General features: G+C 74.2%; 17 protein-coding genes. 13 read left to right on the top strand and 4 right to left on the bottom strand.

Features of this window, described 5'->3' with window-relative positions:
- The coding region (locus tag ACFV1L_RS21535; RefSeq protein WP_380368031.1) for a carbohydrate binding domain-containing protein at positions 1-914 on the bottom strand (914 nt) is incomplete at its 3' end.
- A gap of 393 nt (positions 915-1,307) precedes the next feature.
- Between ACFV1L_RS21535 and tdh the strand changes: the two genes are divergently transcribed.
- The 5 genes from tdh (at position 1,308) to ACFV1L_RS21560 (ending at position 5,350) form a co-directional block, all read left to right on the top strand.
- Entirely contained in the window at positions 1,308-2,339 is a 1,032-nt protein-coding gene (gene tdh, locus ACFV1L_RS21540) for an L-threonine 3-dehydrogenase (RefSeq protein WP_380368033.1), read from the top strand.
- 49 nt (positions 2,340-2,388) lie between these two features.
- Positions 2,389-3,579, top strand: coding sequence for a glycine C-acetyltransferase (locus tag ACFV1L_RS21545; protein ID WP_380368034.1), 1,191 nt, complete (start codon positions 2,389-2,391; stop codon positions 3,577-3,579).
- 182 nt (positions 3,580-3,761) lie between these two features.
- Entirely contained in the window at positions 3,762-4,694 is a 933-nt protein-coding gene (locus tag ACFV1L_RS21550; protein ID WP_380368036.1) for a LysR family transcriptional regulator, read from the top strand.
- A 123-nt stretch (positions 4,695-4,817) separates the two neighbouring features.
- Positions 4,818-4,967: a hypothetical protein gene (locus tag ACFV1L_RS21555; RefSeq protein WP_380368038.1), complete on the top strand. Its 150-nt coding sequence runs from the start codon at positions 4,818-4,820 to the stop codon at positions 4,965-4,967.
- Complete coding sequence (locus ACFV1L_RS21560; RefSeq protein ID WP_380368040.1) at positions 4,964-5,350, top strand: type II toxin-antitoxin system death-on-curing family toxin; 387 nt, start codon at positions 4,964-4,966, stop codon at positions 5,348-5,350. Before ACFV1L_RS21555 ends, ACFV1L_RS21560 begins: the two co-directional genes overlap by 4 nt.
- Positions 5,351-5,464: 114 nt before the next feature.
- Here the strand turns inward: ACFV1L_RS21560 and ACFV1L_RS21565 are convergent, their stop codons facing one another.
- Positions 5,465-6,028, bottom strand: coding sequence for a TetR/AcrR family transcriptional regulator (locus tag ACFV1L_RS21565; RefSeq protein ID WP_380368041.1), 564 nt, complete (start codon positions 6,026-6,028; stop codon positions 5,465-5,467).
- Between the two features lie 149 nt (positions 6,029-6,177).
- Between ACFV1L_RS21565 and ACFV1L_RS21570 the strand changes: the two genes are divergently transcribed.
- The 7 genes from ACFV1L_RS21570 to ACFV1L_RS21600 all read left to right on the top strand — a co-directional run bounded on the left by ACFV1L_RS21570 (position 6,178) and on the right by ACFV1L_RS21600 (position 13,483).
- Positions 6,178-7,104: a TIGR03620 family F420-dependent LLM class oxidoreductase gene (locus ACFV1L_RS21570; RefSeq protein ID WP_380368043.1), complete on the top strand. Its 927-nt coding sequence runs from the start codon at positions 6,178-6,180 to the stop codon at positions 7,102-7,104.
- Between the two features lie 74 nt (positions 7,105-7,178).
- Complete coding sequence (locus tag ACFV1L_RS21575; RefSeq protein WP_380368044.1) at positions 7,179-8,105, top strand: Gfo/Idh/MocA family protein; 927 nt, start codon at positions 7,179-7,181, stop codon at positions 8,103-8,105.
- Between the two features lie 312 nt (positions 8,106-8,417).
- The gene (locus tag ACFV1L_RS21580; protein WP_380368046.1) at positions 8,418-9,317 is read left to right on the top strand and encodes a hypothetical protein; all 900 of its coding nucleotides are present in this window, start codon (positions 8,418-8,420) and stop codon (positions 9,315-9,317) included.
- A gap of 120 nt (positions 9,318-9,437) precedes the next feature.
- Positions 9,438-11,012 (top strand): AMP-binding protein, encoded by a 1,575-nt coding sequence (locus ACFV1L_RS21585; protein ID WP_380368047.1) that lies wholly within the window; start codon positions 9,438-9,440, stop codon positions 11,010-11,012.
- Between the two features lie 118 nt (positions 11,013-11,130).
- A complete protein-coding gene (locus tag ACFV1L_RS21590; protein WP_380368048.1) occupies positions 11,131-11,754 on the top strand; it encodes an MBL fold metallo-hydrolase in 624 nt (207 codons plus the stop codon).
- Between the two features lie 136 nt (positions 11,755-11,890).
- Complete coding sequence (locus tag ACFV1L_RS21595; RefSeq protein ID WP_380368050.1) at positions 11,891-12,892, top strand: phosphatase PAP2 family protein; 1,002 nt, start codon at positions 11,891-11,893, stop codon at positions 12,890-12,892.
- Between the two features lie 396 nt (positions 12,893-13,288).
- On the top strand, positions 13,289-13,483 hold the full coding sequence (locus ACFV1L_RS21600; RefSeq protein ID WP_380368051.1) for a hypothetical protein: 195 nt from the start codon (positions 13,289-13,291) through the stop codon (positions 13,481-13,483).
- Between the two features lie 292 nt (positions 13,484-13,775).
- On the opposite strand, the gene ACFV1L_RS21605 is transcribed toward ACFV1L_RS21600, so the two are convergent.
- Positions 13,776-14,840, bottom strand: coding sequence for a hypothetical protein (locus ACFV1L_RS21605; RefSeq protein WP_380368052.1), 1,065 nt, complete (start codon positions 14,838-14,840; stop codon positions 13,776-13,778).
- A 26-nt stretch (positions 14,841-14,866) separates the two neighbouring features.
- Entirely contained in the window at positions 14,867-15,316 is a 450-nt protein-coding gene (locus ACFV1L_RS21610) for a hypothetical protein (protein WP_380368053.1), read from the bottom strand.
- Positions 15,317-15,690: 374 nt separating this feature from the next.
- Between ACFV1L_RS21610 and ACFV1L_RS21615 the strand changes: the two genes are divergently transcribed.
- On the top strand, positions 15,691-16,125 hold the full coding sequence (locus tag ACFV1L_RS21615) for a VOC family protein (protein ID WP_380368054.1): 435 nt from the start codon (positions 15,691-15,693) through the stop codon (positions 16,123-16,125).
- The last annotated feature ends 41 nt before the right edge of the window (positions 16,126-16,166 follow it).

Raw genomic sequence — 16,166 nt, forward strand, 5'->3', positions numbered from 1 at the left:
CCGTTGCGGTAGACGTCGTAGCCGGTGACGCCGACGTTGTCGGTGGAGGCGCCCCAGGACAGCGAGACCTGCGTGGCAGCGGTCGCGGTGGCGACCAGGCCGCTCGGCGCGGTCGGCGCCTGGGTGTCCGGCGTGGTGCCCGAAGTGGTGGTGACGGTCAGGGAGTTGGAGGCGGCGGAGGTGTTGCCGGCGGCGTCGTGGGCCTTGACGGTGAAGGTGTAGGCGGTGGAGGCGGTCAGGCCGGTGACGGTCGCGGTGGTGCCGGTGACGGTGGTGGCGAGGGTGCCGTTGCGGTAGACGTCGTAGCCGGTGACGCCGACGTTGTCGGTGGAGGCGCCCCAGGACAGCGAGACCTGCGTGGCAGCGGTCGCGGTGGCGACGAGGTTGCTCGGCGCGGTCGGTGCCTGGGTGTCGCCGGGGGTGCCGCCCGGGCCGTCCAGGCTGACGTCGTCCGCGTAGTAGGTGCCCTGGCCGAACCAGCCGTTCAGGTACACCTCGGCGCTGGTCTGGGCGGCGCCGGTGGTGAACGTCACCGACAGCTGCTTCCAGTCGGCGGCGGAGGGCGTCCAGGTCGAGCCGGCGCCCGTCACGCCCAGGTAGACGTAGTTGCCGCGGACCCAGCTGGACAGCGTGTACGTGGTGTTGGGCTGCACCGCGACGGTCTGCGCGCACTTGGCGTTGTCCGAGGCGGAGACCGCGCCGGCCAGCGCTTTCGAGCCGCCGTGCACGGGCGTGGAGACCACCGAGCCGGTGCCGCCCGAGCAGGACCAGCCGCTCAGGGTGCCGGACTCGAAGCCGGGGTTGGTGAGGATGTTCGCGGCGCTCGCGGAACTCGGGACGGCCGCGACCGCGGCCGACGCCAGCAGCAGCGCGGCAGCGCCGACTGCGGTGGCGCGGCGGTTGGGGGCATGCACGGGGGTACCTCCAGTGGGGGATGGGGGTGGAGGTGCGGGGAGCGCGGACAACAAAATGGACTGGACCAATCCCCACTGTCAAGACCAGGTCAAGGTGCGGACGGCGCGCTGACGCCCCGTCAAGACCCCTGCCGCTGCTCCGTCCGGGTGCCTTGCGGGCATGCCGCCGACCGCCCCGCCGCCCAGCTCGGGCACGATCGTTCAGCCCTGCTGTGGCACCCGTTAAGAATTCCTCGATGGACCGCACCCGCCGTGACCAGGCAGATTTCACTCTGCCCGGCCCGGCGACCGCCGCATGCCGGGCCGCCCACCGGCCTGCCGATCCCGCGGCAGACCCGGACCCGGACCTGCCGACCGCAGGACCGTCCGCACTTCGCGTCAGGAGCCCTCGCAGTGAAGGCACTCGTCAAGCTGGACGCCGCCCCCGGCCTGTGGATGACCGACGTCCCGGAGCCGGAGATCGGCCCGGGCGACGTCCTGATCAAGGTCCTGCGGACCGGCATCTGCGGCACCGACCTGCACATCCGCAAGTGGGACGGCTGGGCGCAGCAGACCATCAAGACCCCGATGACCATCGGCCACGAGTTCGTCGGCGAGGTCGCCGCCCTCGGCTCCGCCGTCACCGACATCAACGTCGGCGACCTGGTCAGCGGCGAGGGCCACCTGGTCTGCGGCAAGTGCCGCAACTGCCTGGCCGGCCGCCGCCACCTGTGCCGCAACACCATCGGCCTGGGCGTCAACCGGGACGGCGCGTTCGCCGAGTACGTCGCCCTGCCCGCCTCCAACGTGTGGGTGCACCGCGTCCCCGTCGACCTCGACGTGGCCGCCATCTTCGACCCGTTCGGCAACGCCGTGCACACCGCGCTGTCCTTCCCGCTGGTCGGCGAGGACGTGCTGGTCACCGGCGCCGGCCCGATCGGCATCATGGCCGCCGCCGTCGCCAAGCACGCCGGCGCCCGCAACGTGATGATCACCGACGTCTCCCCGTACCGCCTGGAGCTGGCCCGCAAGCTCGGCGTCACGCTCGCCCTGGACGTCTCCACCCACACCATCGAGGACGGCCAGCACCAGCTGGGCCTGCGCGAGGGCTTCGACGTCGGCCTGGAGATGTCCGGCCGCCCCGAGGCCATGCAGTCGATGATCGCCAACATGACGCACGGCGGAAAGATCGCCATGCTCGGCCTGCCCGCCGACCAGTTCCCGATCGACTGGTCCGCGGTGGTCACCTCGATGCTCACCATCAAGGGCATCTACGGCCGCGAGATGTTCGAGACCTGGTACGCGATGTCCGTGCTGCTCGAAGGCGGACTCGACCTCACCCCGGTGATCACCGGCCGGCACCCCGCCCAGGAGTTCGAGGCCGCCTTCGACGAGGCCGCCGGCGGCAACTGCGGCAAGGTCATCCTCGACTGGACGACGCTCTAAATCGCACGCTCGGCAAGCCAGTTGACACTTCGTTAGGAGCGACACCCCCGTGTTCGACACCGTCCGCGACGACCTCGCCGCCACCCTCGCCGAGATCCGCGAAGCCGGCCTGTTCAAGCCCGAACGCGTCATCGGCACCCCGCAGTCCGCCGAGATCACCGTCACCTCCGGCAACGGCGGCCAGGTGCTCAACTTCTGCGCCAACAACTACCTCGGCCTGGCCGACCACCCCAAGGTCGTCGACGCCGCCAAGGAGGCGCTGGACCGCTGGGGCTACGGCATGGCCTCGGTCCGCTTCATCTGCGGCACCCAGGACGTGCACAAGGAACTGGAGCAGCGACTCTCCCAGTTCCTCGGCCAGGAGGACACGATCCTCTACTCCTCCTGCTTCGACGCCAACGGCGGCGTCTTCGAGACCCTCCTCGACGAGCGCGACGCGGTCATCTCCGACGCCCTCAACCACGCCTCCATCATCGACGGCATCCGGCTGTGCAAGGCCCGCCGCCACCGCTACGCCAACCGCGACCTGGCCGACCTGGAGCAGCAGCTCAAGGACGCCCAGGACGCCCGCCGCCGCCTGATCGTCACCGACGGCGTGTTCTCCATGGACGGCTACATCGCGCCGCTCGCCGAGATCTGCGACCTCGCCGACCGCTACGACGCGATGGTCATGGTCGACGACTCGCACGCCGTCGGCTTCGTCGGCCCCACCGGCCGCGGCACCCCCGAACTGCACGGCGTGATGGACCGGGTGGACATCATCACCGGCACCCTCGGCAAGGCCCTCGGCGGCGCGTCCGGCGGCTACGTCGCCGCCCGCCGCGAGATCGTCGCCCTGCTGCGCCAGCGGTCCCGCCCGTACCTGTTCTCCAACTCGCTCGCCCCGGTGATCGCGGCCGCCTCGCTGACCGTGCTCGACCTGCTGGAGACCAGCGGCGACCTGCGGGCCAAGCTCGCCGCAAACACCGAGCTGTTCCGCACGAAGATGACCGAGGCCGGCTTCGAGATCCTGCCCGGCGAGCACCCGATCGCCCCCGTCATGGTCGGCGACGCCGCCAAGGCCGGCCGCCTCGCCGAACTGCTCCTGGAGCGCGGCGTCTACGTGATCGGCTTCTCCTACCCGGTGGTGCCGCACGGCGCCGCCCGGATCCGGGTCCAGCTGTCCGCCGCGCACAGCACCGAGGACGTCGAGCGCGCCGTCGCCGCGTTCGTCGACGCCCGCGCCGCGCTCGGCGAGTAGGCCGCACAGCCTGGCGCGGGCACCCTCAACCGCGCCGTCCCCGACGGGCCGCCCCCCTCCCATCCCCCCGGGCGGCCCGCCGAGGCGCGGGGAGCCGCTCCCGGCTCCCCGCGCCGCCCCTTCCCGCAGCCGTCCTGTTTCACCTGGACGGAGCACACCGGCGACGCTGGCAGAATTGATCCGTGATCGACGCACGACGGCTGCGGACCCTGCGGGCCGTGGCCGACCACCGGACCGTGACCGCCGCGGCGGCCGCGCTCTACCTCACCCCCTCCGCGGTCTCCCAGCAGCTCGCCGCCCTCGAACAGGAGACCGGCCACACCCTGCTGGTCCGGGACGGCCGGGGCGTCCGCCTCACCGCCGCCGGCGAGATCCTGGTCGGCCACGCCGACGCCGTCCTCGCCCAACTGGAACGCGCCGAGGCCGACCTCGCCGCCTACAGCGCGGGCGCGGCCGGCGAAGTCACCGTCGCCGCGTTCGCCACCGGCATCGCCATGGTCCTCGCCCCCGCGATCGCCGCCCTGGCCGGCACCGACCCCGGCCTGCGCGTCAAGGCGCTCGACGCCGAGGGCGACGCCAGCCTGCCGATGCTGCTCGACGGCCGCGCCGACATCGCCGTCGCCGTCGAGTACCGCGGCGCGCCGCACCCCGACGACCGGCGGCTGACCCGGCTCCCGCTGTACGCCGAACCCTTCGACGCCGTCCTGCCGCTCGGCCACCCGCTGGCCGCCGGCCGGGGCCCCGTCGCCGTCGCCGACCTCGCCGCCGAACCGTGGATCGGCCCCTACCCCGGCAACCCCTGCCACGACGTGGTCCTGCTGGCCTGCGAGAACGCCGGCTTCCAGCCCCGCCTGGTGCACTCCTCCGACGACTTCAGCGCCGTCACCGCGCTCGCCTCGGCCGGCGCGGGCGTCGCCCTGGTCCCGCGCTCCGCCCTGCGCGGCACCGACCTCGGCCGGGTCGCCGTCCGCCCCGTCGACAGCGCCCTCGCCACCCGCAAGGTGTTCGCCGCGACCCGGGCCGGCGCCGAACTCCACCCGCTGCTGCGCCCCGTTCTGCGCGCCCTCGCCGAAGCCGCCGGCCACCTCGACTGCCGCCCCGCCCAGCCCACCTGACGGCCGTTCGCCCGACGGCCCGCCCGGCCGACGCTCCGTCAGCGGTCGGAAAACCGTTCGACCGGCCGCCGGCCGCCCCCTACCGTCGGTGCCCGGAACAACGGGACCGGGAGGGGGCACGCCGTGCCTGAGCAGCAGTCCGACCAGCAGGAGCAGCCGGATCCGCGGCGCGTCGCCTGGGCGCCGGCGCAGCGCGCCGAGCGGCGGGCCGCCCTGGTGGCGCGGATCCGCGCGGCCAACGCCGAGACGCTGGAGAGGCTGGCCGACCTGTGACGACCCGTCAGCCCGCCGACCACCTGGACGAGGACGACCTCGCCTTCCTGCTGGGCGACGCCGCCGCCGTCCGCGAGCCCGCTCTGCTGCAGTCCGCGCTGGGCCGGCCGCGAGCCTCGGCGTTCGGTGCCGAGGCCTACCCGGACGTGTGGACCAAGGCCCTCGCGCTCGGCGAATCCCTGTCCCGCAACCACCCCATGACGGACCGGAACAAGCGCACCGCCTTCGAGTCGATGCTGCTGTTCCTCGACTACAACGGGCAGCCCTACACCGACCCGCACCCCGACGCGGCCGTCGACTTCGTCCTGCGCCTCGCCCAGGGCGGCTACGCCGGCCGCCTGCCGGAGGCGGCCGCCGACTTCCGCCGGATGCTGGGGCAGTAGCCGCGAAGCCCGGCCGACGGCGCGCCGCGCGGTCGGGCCGGTGCGCGGACGCCCGCCCGCTGCCCGGTCCGACGCCGGGCCGGCGCACGGACGCCCGCTCGGGCCGTGCCGCTGTCAGGCCGGCGTCCGGACGCCCGCGAGGGCGAGGGCGAGCAGGCGGTGGGCGCGGTCCGGGGCCGGGTCGGCGGCGGTGGCGAGGGCGATGCCGAGAGCGAGGTCCAGCAGGTCGTCCGCCCGGACGGCCGGCCGGACGGCGTCCGCCCGGTGGGCGCGGGCGGTCAGGGCCTCGGCGGCGGCGCGGATCCGGTCCGCGCAGTCGAGGCCCGCCTCGTGGCCGGCGGCCTCCAGGAGGGCCGCGCCGCCCAGGCCCTGGTTCGCCCGGGCGTGGTCGACGAAGGCCGCCAGCCATTCGGCGAGACCGTCCCCGGCGGACGGGGCGGCGAGCAGGTCGCGGCCCCGTTCGGTGAGGCGGTCGATCCGGTCGGCGACCAGCGCGGCCAGCAGCGGGCCGCGGCCGGGGAAGTGCCGGTACAGCGTGCCCGGGCCGACCCCCGCCCGCCGGGCCACCTCGTTGAGCGAGGCCCCCGGGCCGCCGGCCGCGAACACCTCCTCGGCCGCGGCCAGTACGGCCCGGCGGTTGCGCTGCGCGTCGGAGCGCGGCGCCCGGTCGGCGGTCATGTGCGAACACCTCGTCTCGGTGCGGGCCCCGGCGGGGCTGGCCAAACGGAGAGCCGCTCCGTATCGTAGCGAAGACGAAGCGGAGAGCCTCTCCGTATTGTGTGCCGCGGCCTGCCCGGGCACGCCGACCCGCCCCGGGGGGAACGAACATGAAAGAGGATCAGCTGCGGCGAGGACTCGGCCGGATCGGCCTGTGGACCTTCGCCTTCGAACAGCAGCCCGCCGCGGCGGTCCGCGAGGCCGCCGCCGAGATCGACGAACTCGGCTACGGCGCCCTGTGGTTCGGTGAGGGCAGGGGCCGCGACAGCTTCGGCCAGGCCTGGCTGCTGCTCGACGCCACCCGCCGGATCACCGTCGCCTCCGGCATCGCCGACATGGGCCGGCGCACCGCGCAGGCCACCGCCGCCGCCACCCGCACCCTCGACGACGCCCACCCCGGCCGCTACCTGCTCGGCCTCGGCGGCCACCGGGTCGCCGGCACCGCCGGCTCCACCCCCGCCGGGCCGCTGGCCGACACCCGCCGCTACCTCGACGAACTCGACACCGCCCCCGGCGGCCCCGCCACCGAAACCGGCACCGACCCCGTCCGCCGCCGCCTGCTGGCCGCCCTCGGGCCCGCCATGCTCCGGCTCGCCGCGACCCGCACCGCCGGCGCCCACACCTACTTCGTGCCGCCCGAGCACACCGCGCTCGCCCGCACCGCCCTCGGCCCCGACGCCGTCCTCGCCGTCGAACAGGCCGTCGTCCTCGACCCCGACCCGGCCCGCGCCCGCGAGACCGCCACCGCCCACGTCGCCGTCTACACCACCTACGCCGCCCACCAGCAGGCCAACCTGCGCCGCCTCGGATTCACCGACCAGGACCTGGCGCCCACCCCGGGCCGCCGCCTGGTGGACGCCCTGGTCGCCCACGGCGACCTCGACGCCGTCGCCCGCCGGGTCGGCGAGCACCTCGACGCCGGCGCCGACCACGTCTGCCTCCAGGTCCTCACCCCCGGCCAGGCCGAACTCCCGCTGCCCGCCTGGCGCGAGCTGGCCGCCGCGCTGCTCCCGCCCGGGGCCGGACCCGCGTCCTGACGGGCCGCCGAGAGCGCTGGCATATGCTGCCGGTGGTCCGCGCCGACCGTCACCGACCTCGCAGGAGTGCCCAGATGAGCGATCACGAGTCCGACCGCACCGCCCTTCCGATCGGCGTCGTCGGACTCGGCGACATCGCGCAGAAGGCCTACCTGCCGGTGCTGGCCGCCCAACCCGGCCTGGACCTGCGGCTGATGACCCGGGACCGGGCCAAGCTCGACCGGCTGGGCGACGCCCACCGGATCCCGTTCCGCACCACCGACCTGGACGAGCTGATCGACTCCGGCATCCGGGCCGCGTTCGTGCACGCCGCCACCGACCAGCACGTCCCGATCGTGGCGAAGCTGCTGACCCGCGGCGTCGACGTGTACGTGGACAAGCCGCTGGCCTACGACCTGGACGGCGCGCGCCGCCTGGTCGACCTGGCCGAGCGGACCGGACGCTCGCTGGCCGTCGGCTTCAACCGGCGGCACGCGCCCGGCTACCTGCTCGCCGCCGAACGCCCGCGCGACCTGATCGTCCTGCAGAAGCACCGCGAAGGGCTGCCCGAGCGGGCCCGCACCCTGGTCTACGACGACTTCATCCACGTCGTCGACACCCTGCGCTTCCTCGCCCCCGGCGAGATCGAGCACGTGGACGTCCGGGCCCGCACCCGCAACGGCCTGGTCGAGCACGTCGTGCTCACGCTGGCCGGCGACGGCTTCACCGCGCTCGGCCTGATGAACCGGGTCTCCGGCTCCGCCGAGGAGATCCTCGAAGTCTCCGGCGCCGACTCCAAGCGCGAGGTCCACAACCTCGCCGAGGTGATCGACCACAAGGGCCAGCCGACCGTCCGCCGTCGCGGCGACTGGGTGCCGGTCGCCCGCCAGCGGGGCATCGAACAGGTCGTCCTGCACTTCCTGGACGCGCTGCGGGTCGGCAGGACCCTCGACGCGACCGACGCGCTGCGCACCCACGAGCTGTGCGAGCAGATCGTCGAACGCATCGAGGCCGCGAGCTGACCCCGGCCTCCTGACGGCCCGGGCATCGAGGCCGCCGGCCGACCCGCGCTCCTGACGGCCCGTCAACGGCACCGGCCGCACCGTCGCCGGGTCACTCGCTCGGACGAGTGATTCACCCGATCGGTGCGCACCCCGAAAGGATCAGTTCCGCCGGTGCCGTGACGGGGCATGCGCCCAGCAGGGAGACCACCGCCGGCGACCGGTCCGCCCGGCGGCCCGCACGGGCCGCGGGCCGGGCAACTGTACGGTGGCGAACCGGATCCGGACCGACGGCGGATCAGCCCCGGCCCCTGCCCGACCAGGAGAGACGACGTGACCGCACCCGACTCCGGGCCCCCGCCCCACGACGGGGAGCAGCCGCCGGACCCGCACCCCGACGCGGGCCATCCGGACCGGGTGACGTTCCGGGCCACCCGCGAGGGCGTCTCCTGGGAGGCCCCGGACACCCCCGCCAACCGGCGTGCCATCCTGCTCTCGCTCTCCATCGTCGGGACGGTCGCGGCCATCACCGTCCTGGCCATGAACGCGGCCGGCATCATCACCGCACTGCCCATCGGGATCAAGTCCAACGACAGCGTCTCCACCCCGCAGGTCCCGCCGCCGATGCCGTCGCCCGCGGCCACCCCGACGCCCGGGCCGTCCCCCTCGCCGTCGCCCCCGCTCTCGCCCGCGCCGTCCGCCGAGGCGAGCCCCGGCGTCCGCGCCCCGCGCACCGTCACGTTCCAGATCGACGTGGTCAGCAGCGGCTACGAACTGATCGACCTGGACGCCCCGAACGACAAGCCGCTCTCCACCCTGGTCGACGACGAGGACTGGAACGCCACTTCCGAGAGCGACCAGAAGTCCTACGAGATCGTCGTCCACAGCCACCCCGCCCCGACCGTCGTGCTCGGCAACCTGGCCGCGGTGCTCCCCGCCGGCGCCGAGATCACCGAGGCGAGCTGCCGCGAGGCCGCCCGGGCGGGCACCCTGAAGAGCTTCCGCTACTACACCGCCGCCGAGCGTCCCGCCAACGACGCCAAGGGCATCCGGGCCGGCGCGACGCTCTGCCTGACCAGCAGCAAGGGCGCGGTGATCGCCGCCCGGATCACCGACATCCCGTACGACATCGGCCTGGTCAGACTCGAGGTCACCGTCTGGCCGCCGAGCGCCGCGCCGAGCACCGCGCCGAGCAGCGCGCCGGCCGTCGCGCCGAGCGTCGCCGCCGGCTGAGCGGATCCGGACCCGCCACCTCCTGACGGACCGTCATGAATGCGCCGCCGTAGGAGTGTTCACGCCAAATACCGGTGGTCCGTCCCGGAGGCGGCGACGCGGCGGGGTTAGCCTGTGGCCATGGTTGCCAACCACAACGAAGAAGTAGCCGTGCCCGACGCGGAGTTCGTCAGCGGACCCGCGCTGATCCTCCGGTCCATGGCCTCCGATCCCGGCCGGCGGGCCATCGTCACCGCCGACGGAAAGGCCGTCACCGCCGGCGACTTCGCCGCCGCCACCTACCGCCTCGCCCACGAGCTGATCGCCCGTGGCGCGGGCCGCGGCACCACCGTGACCCTGCTGACCGGCAACACCGCCGAGGCGCTCAGCGCCCGGTACGCGGCGGGCCTCGCGGGCGCCCGGGTGGTGAACCTGTACGACGGCATGAGCGTCCCGGTGCTCGCCGAGATCACCACCAGCGTCGACACCGCCATCCTGCTGGTGGACGCCGAACGGTACGGCGACGCACCCGAGTTGGTGCGGCTGGCCGACGTGCCGACGGTCCTCACGCTCGGCCCCGGCCCGGCCGGCGGCGAGCCCGGGGCGATCGGCGAGGACGTGATCGCCGCCGCCGCGCACCGCCCCGCCGAACCGCCGGACGTCCGGGTCGGACCCGACGACGACCTGAGCATCCGTCACACCGGCGGCACCACCGGCATCCCGAAGGGCATCCTCAGCCTGCACGGGCCCTACCGCCGGGTCTTCGACGCCCCCATCGGCAGCGGCGCCGCCGAACCCCGGCTGCTCGCCGCCACCCCGCTGGCCCACCTCGCCGGGTTCCTCTCCGACATGGTCCTGCAGCGCGGCGGCACCGTGGTCCTCCAGCGCTCCTTCGACCCGGGCGCCGTCCTCGCGGCCGTCGAACGCGAACGCATCACCGACCTCTGGGTGCTGCCGGCACTGCTGCACCAGCTCCTCGACCACCCGGCGATCGGCCGCACCGACCTGTCCAGCCTGCGGCTGATCATGTACGGCGGCAGCGCCGCCTCGCCGACCCGGATCCGCGAGGCGCTCAAGGTCTTCGGGCCGGTCCTGGTCGGCGTCTACGGGATGTCCGAGGCGCAGCTGATCTCCGCGCTCAGCCCGCTGGAGCACGAGCGGATCGGCCGCAACGGCCAACTCCCGGTCGGCCGGCCCATTCCGAACGTCGAGGTGGCGATCCGCTCGGCCGAGGGCGCCGACCTGCCGGTCGGCGAGCAGGGCGAGATCCACCTGCGCTCCGACACCATCATGGCCGGCTACTGGAAGCGGCCCGACCTCACCGCCCAGGTGCTGCGCGACGGCTGGCTGAACACCGGCGACGTCGGCTACCTCGACGAGGACGGCTACCTCTACCTCTCCGACCGGGTCAAGGACCTGATCATCGTGGTCGGCGGCCACGTCTACCCCTCCGAGGTGGAGGACCTGCTGCTCACCCACCCGGCGGTCGCCCGCTGCGCGGTCTTCGGCGTCCGCGACGACCAGGAGACCGAACACGTCCACGTCGCCGTCGTCCCCGCGCCGGGCGCGCAGCCGCAGCTGGACGAACTCCGCGCCTTCGTCACCGCCCGCAAGGGGCGGATCTTCGCGCCCGAGGCGCTGCACCTCGTCGAGGAGATCCCGCTGACGCCCGTCGGCAAGCCCGACAAGAAGCGCCTGCGCGAAGCCGCCCGCTGACGGCGCGCACCGGGCCACCGGCGGACGCCGGTGGCCCGGGCTCGGTGCCGACGGACCGTCAGCGGCCATGCGGGAAATGGGGAAGCGGCGGCTCGGCGGCGCCCGCTAGGTTGGGCGGATGCTGCTGACGAAGTATGCCCACGCGTGCGTCCGGGTCGAGGACGGCGAGAAGTCCGTGCTGATCGACCCGGGCTGTTGGACGGAGCCCGAGGCGTTCGCCGGAGTGCGGGCCGTGCTGATCACCCACGGCCACAGCGACCACGTGGACGCCGACCTGCTGGCCGGCGCCCGGGCGGCGAACCCGGCGCTGGAGGTGTACGCGCCGAAGGACGTCGCGGACGAACTCGGCGGCGCGGTGCACGCGGTCGGGGTGGGGGAGAGGTTCGAGGCCGGCGGCTTCGCCGTCCGCGCCGTCGGCGGCCGGCACGCCGTGACCATCGACGACCTCCCGGACTGCCCCAACCTCGGCTACCTGCTCGACGGCGTCTACCACCCGGGCGACTCGCTGCACGTCCCCGACGAAGAGGTGCGCGCCCTGCTGCTGCCCGCCTCCGGCCCGTGGCTGGCGCTGCGTGCCGCGATCGAGATGGTGCGCGCCGTCCGCCCCGAGCGGACCTTCCCCATCCACGACGCCAACCTCAGCGAGATCGGCGCGGCCAACTTCGACGGCTGGCTCGGCCGCGAGGAGGCCACCACCCGCTACGCGCGGATCGCCCTCGGCGAGTCCGCCCGGCTCGACTGACGGACCCGTCACCGGCGCCGCCGTCCGCCCCCGCGAACGGCGGCGTCGCCCGTCCGTGTGCCGTCTGGGAATTCACTGGGAGCCCGGGCGCGCGGCTGGAGGTTTCTCAAAGGCGGTGTTGCTAGCGTCGTTACGCATGATCGACTCGTCCCACCTGGCAGCCCGGTCACGCTCGATGGCGCTCCACCTGCTGACCAGACTCCGCCCCCGGCACCTCGCCTGGCCGCTGTTCGCACTCGCCTTCTGGCGCTACCTCGCGGTCTACGGCCTGCCCTACGCCAACGACGTGGTCTTCCTGTGGCTGATCGCTGCGCTGGTCGCCGCGTCCGTCCACAGCGGAGGCCGCAAGGGCTGGCTGTACGTGCTGCGCGACTGGGTCCCGGTGATGGCCGTGGTCTGGGCGTACTCGCTGCTCAGAGGGTACGGGGCGCACACCCCCTGGCGGCCCCACTACGCGCCGCAGATCGCCTTCGACGAGGTGCTCGGCCTCGGCGAGACCTGGACGGTGCGGCTCCAGCACCTGCTGTACCACCCCGGGCAGCCGCAGTGGTACGACTACGCCGTCGTCGGCGTCTACATGTCGCACTTCTTCGCGGTGTTCGGGATCCTCGCCGTGCTGTGGAAGCGCAACCACGCCCGGTTCCGGCACTTCCTCGCCTGCTACCTGTCGATCACCTTCGCCGGGTTCCTCACCTACGTGCTGTACCCGGCGGACCCGCCGTGGCTGGCCGCCATCGAGAACCACCTGCCGGCCGTCGACCGGATCGTCAACGCCGTGCTGGAGAACAGCGGCCTGCACCGGGCCGGCACCATCTTCGAGAACGGCAGCCGCTTCGCCAACGACGTGGCCGCGATGCCGTCCCTGCACTCCGCGTACCCGATGATGATCGCCCTGGTCTTCTGGCCCCGGGCCGGGCGCACCCTGCGGGTGATACTCGCCGCCTACCCCCTGGCGATGGGCTTCACCCTGGTCTACGGCGGCGAGCACTTCATCATCGACGTACTGGTCGGCTGGGCCTACGCCTGGGTGATGGTCACCCTGGTCAACCGGTTGGTCGCCCGCCGCGCCGCGAGCCGGGCCGCGAAGCGGGAGGCCGTCGCGGTCGCCGTCGAACCGCCCTCCGTCCCGGTCGGCTGAACCGGCCCGCTCCCCCCCCCCCACGACCCCGCTCCGGCAAGGTGGTGCCGGAGCGGGGCCGTCGCACTCCCTCCGCGCCTCCGCCGCGTTCTCCGCACCACCCGCGCAACCGTCCCGGAATCCCCCTCCGAGCGACCCGGGAGTTTCCTGGACGTTCGCTGGGAACGGAACATCGGCCGTCAAGGGCCGGTTTTGGCTGACGACCCGTCAAGAACGCCTCCCCGACCGCCCGCGGGCGGGTCGCGGTGAAGGCTTTGCCAATCCGTGGCGGAGTCTTGTTGCAGGCCCGGGTAGCGTCGTGCGGACTACCGCAGGAGGACCCCCCATCATGGCCGCACCCCACACCCCGTCCGCGCCCGGCGAGCGCCCCCGACCTGCCGCCCGGCCGACGGCCCGATGATCTCCGGCCACACGGTCGCGCCCGCGCTGTGGGTGATCCTGACCCCGCTCGGCGCCCTGCTCGCCGGCCTCGGCCTGGTCTCCACCGTCCGCATCCGCCCCGGCACCGACCGCCCCCGCGACCACCTCCTGGGCCCCCTGCTGATCGCCACCGGCATCCTCGTCACCGGCCTCGGCCTCTGGCTGCTCTGACCTCAGTCGCCGGCCGGGGGCGAGGACGCGAACCAGTGGCCGATGCAGGTCCAGTCGAAGTTCCGCCGCCAGGCCGTCAGACCAGCCCACCAGCGCGCCCACCACGGCCGCGGCGGAGTCCGTGACGGTCCGACAGTGCTCGTCCGGGCCGGAACGGATCGCCGCACCGCAGGTGCGCCACCTGCCGGCCCAGTGTCCCCGGGCCCGGGTCGCGCAGCGACAGCCCGCGTTCCGTCGTCATCCGAAGCATGGGGCGGAGCATGCCACCGGCCCCCGACAGGCCGGTGGGAGGTCAGCGCTCCTTCGCGGCCGACCAGCGTTGGAGGAGGGAGGTCCGGTGGTCGAAGGTCAGCCAGGTGCCGTCGCCGAGGGGGCGGGCGTAGCCCGGGGTGCGGCCGGCGGGGTAGCCGACGGTGGTGCGGGGGGTGAGGGTGGCGGCGTCGAGGAGCCAGTGGGCGCCGTGGTCGTCGTCGCAGTCCAGGGTGGAGGCGAGGACGGTGTGCGGGTCGACGAAGCCGCAGTACCAGTCCCAGCAGGCGGGTTCGTCCGGGTCGGCGGACGGCAGCGGGGCGCCCTCGGCCAGGAGCGTCCCGTCGAGGGCGTGGAGCTGGACGTCCCAGCCGTCGTGCTGGACCGTCAGGTACGCGGCGCGGTCCGGATGGACGTCCGTCAGGATGCGCTCGCCGTCCTCCTCCAGCCGGACGTCGTGCAGGCGCGAGCCGTCCCAGCGGGCCCAGTACAGGCCGATGCCGTCCTGGCCCATCCCGACGCACAGGCCCAGGTGGCCGCCGTCCGGGTGCGACAGTTGGTGCGAGCCGGCGGCGACGCACTCCAGGTCCACCCGGGCCAACTCCCGGCCGTCGTCGGCGTCCAGCACCACCCACGCCTCGGCGTAGTCCCCGTCCTCGGGGCCGGTCACCGGGACGTGCGCCCACACCACGCGGCCGTCGTCCGAGACCCGGCAGGAGCCGTGCTCGGAGCCCTCGCACACCTCCTGCTCGTCGCCGCTGTGCGGATGGCCCACCAGCGGGCCCCAGCAGGAGTGCCGGTACTCCCACCGGGTCGTGCCGTCACGGTTCACGGCCCGGACCGCGCGCTGTCCCGAGAACGCCGCGAACCCGCCGTCCGGGCTGGTCGAATGCGCTCCGTACGTCCAACCCGGCCACGGCACCGGGAAGTCGGCGAACGGCTCCGTCCGGCCGTCGAACACCGCGTCCAGCTCGAACACCGAGAGCCGGTCCCCGTCCCGCCGCAGCACCCGGCGGGCGCCGCCGCGCCCCTCGAACCCGAACCCGATGACCACATCGCGCCCGCCCGGGAAGGCGACCGCACCGCGCAACACCGCATCGACCGTCATGGGACGCGACCCTACCCGCCGCCGCGTCACGGGCAGACCCAGCAGTACAGCCGCGCGCCCCGGGCCGTCGCCCGCGACGCGAGTGCGGCCAACTCCCGGAGGAACTCGACGAGGTGCTCCGGATCCGCCGGATCGTGGAACAGCCCTTCGGTCGCCGCCCAGCGCGCCGCGACCCCGGACAGCGTGTCCTCCGCGCTGCGCGCGGCGGCGTCCCGGAGCGCGTCCGACAGCGAGAGCACCAGCACCTCGCCGTCCTCGGCGGTCCCGACCAGGCCCCCGCAGCGCGGATCCGCCCGGAGTTCGAGGGCCGACCGCCCCGTCAGCAACTCCTCGGCGCGGCCGAGCGCCAGCAGCGGATCCAGTCCCTTCACCACCGTCTCGTCGTACTCCGCCCCGAAGAGCTCGTCGTCCCGGACGACCGCCCGCAGGGCGTCGTCATCGTCAGCAGCGGCGAAGTAGCCGAACAGTGCTCCCATGCGGCGCAGCATCACACGCCCCGCCGACAGGCGGGCTCCGGCCAGCCGCGTCGGAGCCCGCGGCAGCGGCGCGCCCGGTCCCGGCTCGCGGCCCTCGACCAGCCGGAGCAGGTGGCCGCGCAGGTGACGCCTCCGACGCAGCTGCGCCTCCGACCCGCCGTCCGGGTCGGCGGCGTGGGCGCGCAGCCGGGCCGGGCCGGTGCGGTCGCCGACCCTCTCCGCCGTGGTCCGCGGGCCCGCGACCCGGCGGCGGTTCCGGCCGCCGGAGCTCCGGCGCGCGCGGGCCGACGTCCCACGGGTGCACGCCGCCCCGTTCCGCCGGGCCGTCGAACAAATTCCCTGGCGGCCAAGATTCACTTTGCTATCGTGGCGCGATGCCATCGGTCAAGAAGTTCCAGGTCACCTTCGACTGCGCCGAGCCGGAGCGGGTCGGTCGCTTCTGGTGCGAGGCGCTCGGGTACGTTCCCCCGCAGCCGCCCGCGGAGTTCGACACCTGGGAGGCGTACACCGAGTCGCTGGCCCCCGAGGAGCGCGGCGCCTGGTTCACGGCCGCCGACCCCGAGGGCGTCGGCCCGCGCATGTACTTCCAGCGCGTCCCCGAGGGAAAGGTCGTCAAGAACCGCGTCCACCTCGACATCCGGGTCGGCACCGGCCTGGTCGGCGCGGAGCGCCTCGCGGCCCTCGAAGCCGAGTGCACCCGCCTCGTCGCCCTCGGCGCCACCCGCGGCCCACTACTCCTCGCCGACGAACACAACGAGTCCTGCCAGGTCATGCAGGACGTCGAGGGCAACGAGTTCTGCCTCGACTGACCGGCCCGGCCGTCGCGCCGGGGACACGTCCTCCGGCGGGT

It is taken from the genome of Kitasatospora sp. NPDC059646, from assembly GCF_042734615.1.
Lineage (GTDB): Bacteria > Actinomycetota > Actinomycetes > Streptomycetales > Streptomycetaceae > Kitasatospora.

Excerpts from the sequence above, each read along its gene's own strand:
- ACFV1L_RS21565 (WP_380368041.1), bottom strand. The coding sequence starts at position 6,028 with ATGACCGCCGACCGGGCGCCGCGCTCCGACGCGCAGCGCAACCGCCGG.
- ACFV1L_RS21570 (WP_380368043.1), top strand. The coding sequence starts at position 6,178 with ATGAAAGAGGATCAGCTGCGGCGAGGACTCGGCCGGATCGGCCTGTGG.
- ACFV1L_RS21575 (WP_380368044.1), top strand. The coding sequence starts at position 7,179 with ATGAGCGATCACGAGTCCGACCGCACCGCCCTTCCGATCGGCGTCGTC.
- ACFV1L_RS21585 (WP_380368047.1), top strand. The coding sequence starts at position 9,438 with ATGGTTGCCAACCACAACGAAGAAGTAGCCGTGCCCGACGCGGAGTTC.
- ACFV1L_RS21590 (WP_380368048.1), top strand. The coding sequence starts at position 11,131 with ATGCTGCTGACGAAGTATGCCCACGCGTGCGTCCGGGTCGAGGACGGC.
- ACFV1L_RS21595 (WP_380368050.1), top strand. The coding sequence starts at position 11,891 with ATGATCGACTCGTCCCACCTGGCAGCCCGGTCACGCTCGATGGCGCTC.
- ACFV1L_RS21600 (WP_380368051.1), top strand. The coding sequence starts at position 13,289 with ATGATCTCCGGCCACACGGTCGCGCCCGCGCTGTGGGTGATCCTGACC.
- ACFV1L_RS21605 (WP_380368052.1), bottom strand. The coding sequence starts at position 14,840 with ATGACGGTCGATGCGGTGTTGCGCGGTGCGGTCGCCTTCCCGGGCGGG.
- ACFV1L_RS21610 (WP_380368053.1), bottom strand. The coding sequence starts at position 15,316 with ATGGGAGCACTGTTCGGCTACTTCGCCGCTGCTGACGATGACGACGCC.
- ACFV1L_RS21615 (WP_380368054.1), top strand. The coding sequence starts at position 15,691 with ATGCCATCGGTCAAGAAGTTCCAGGTCACCTTCGACTGCGCCGAGCCG.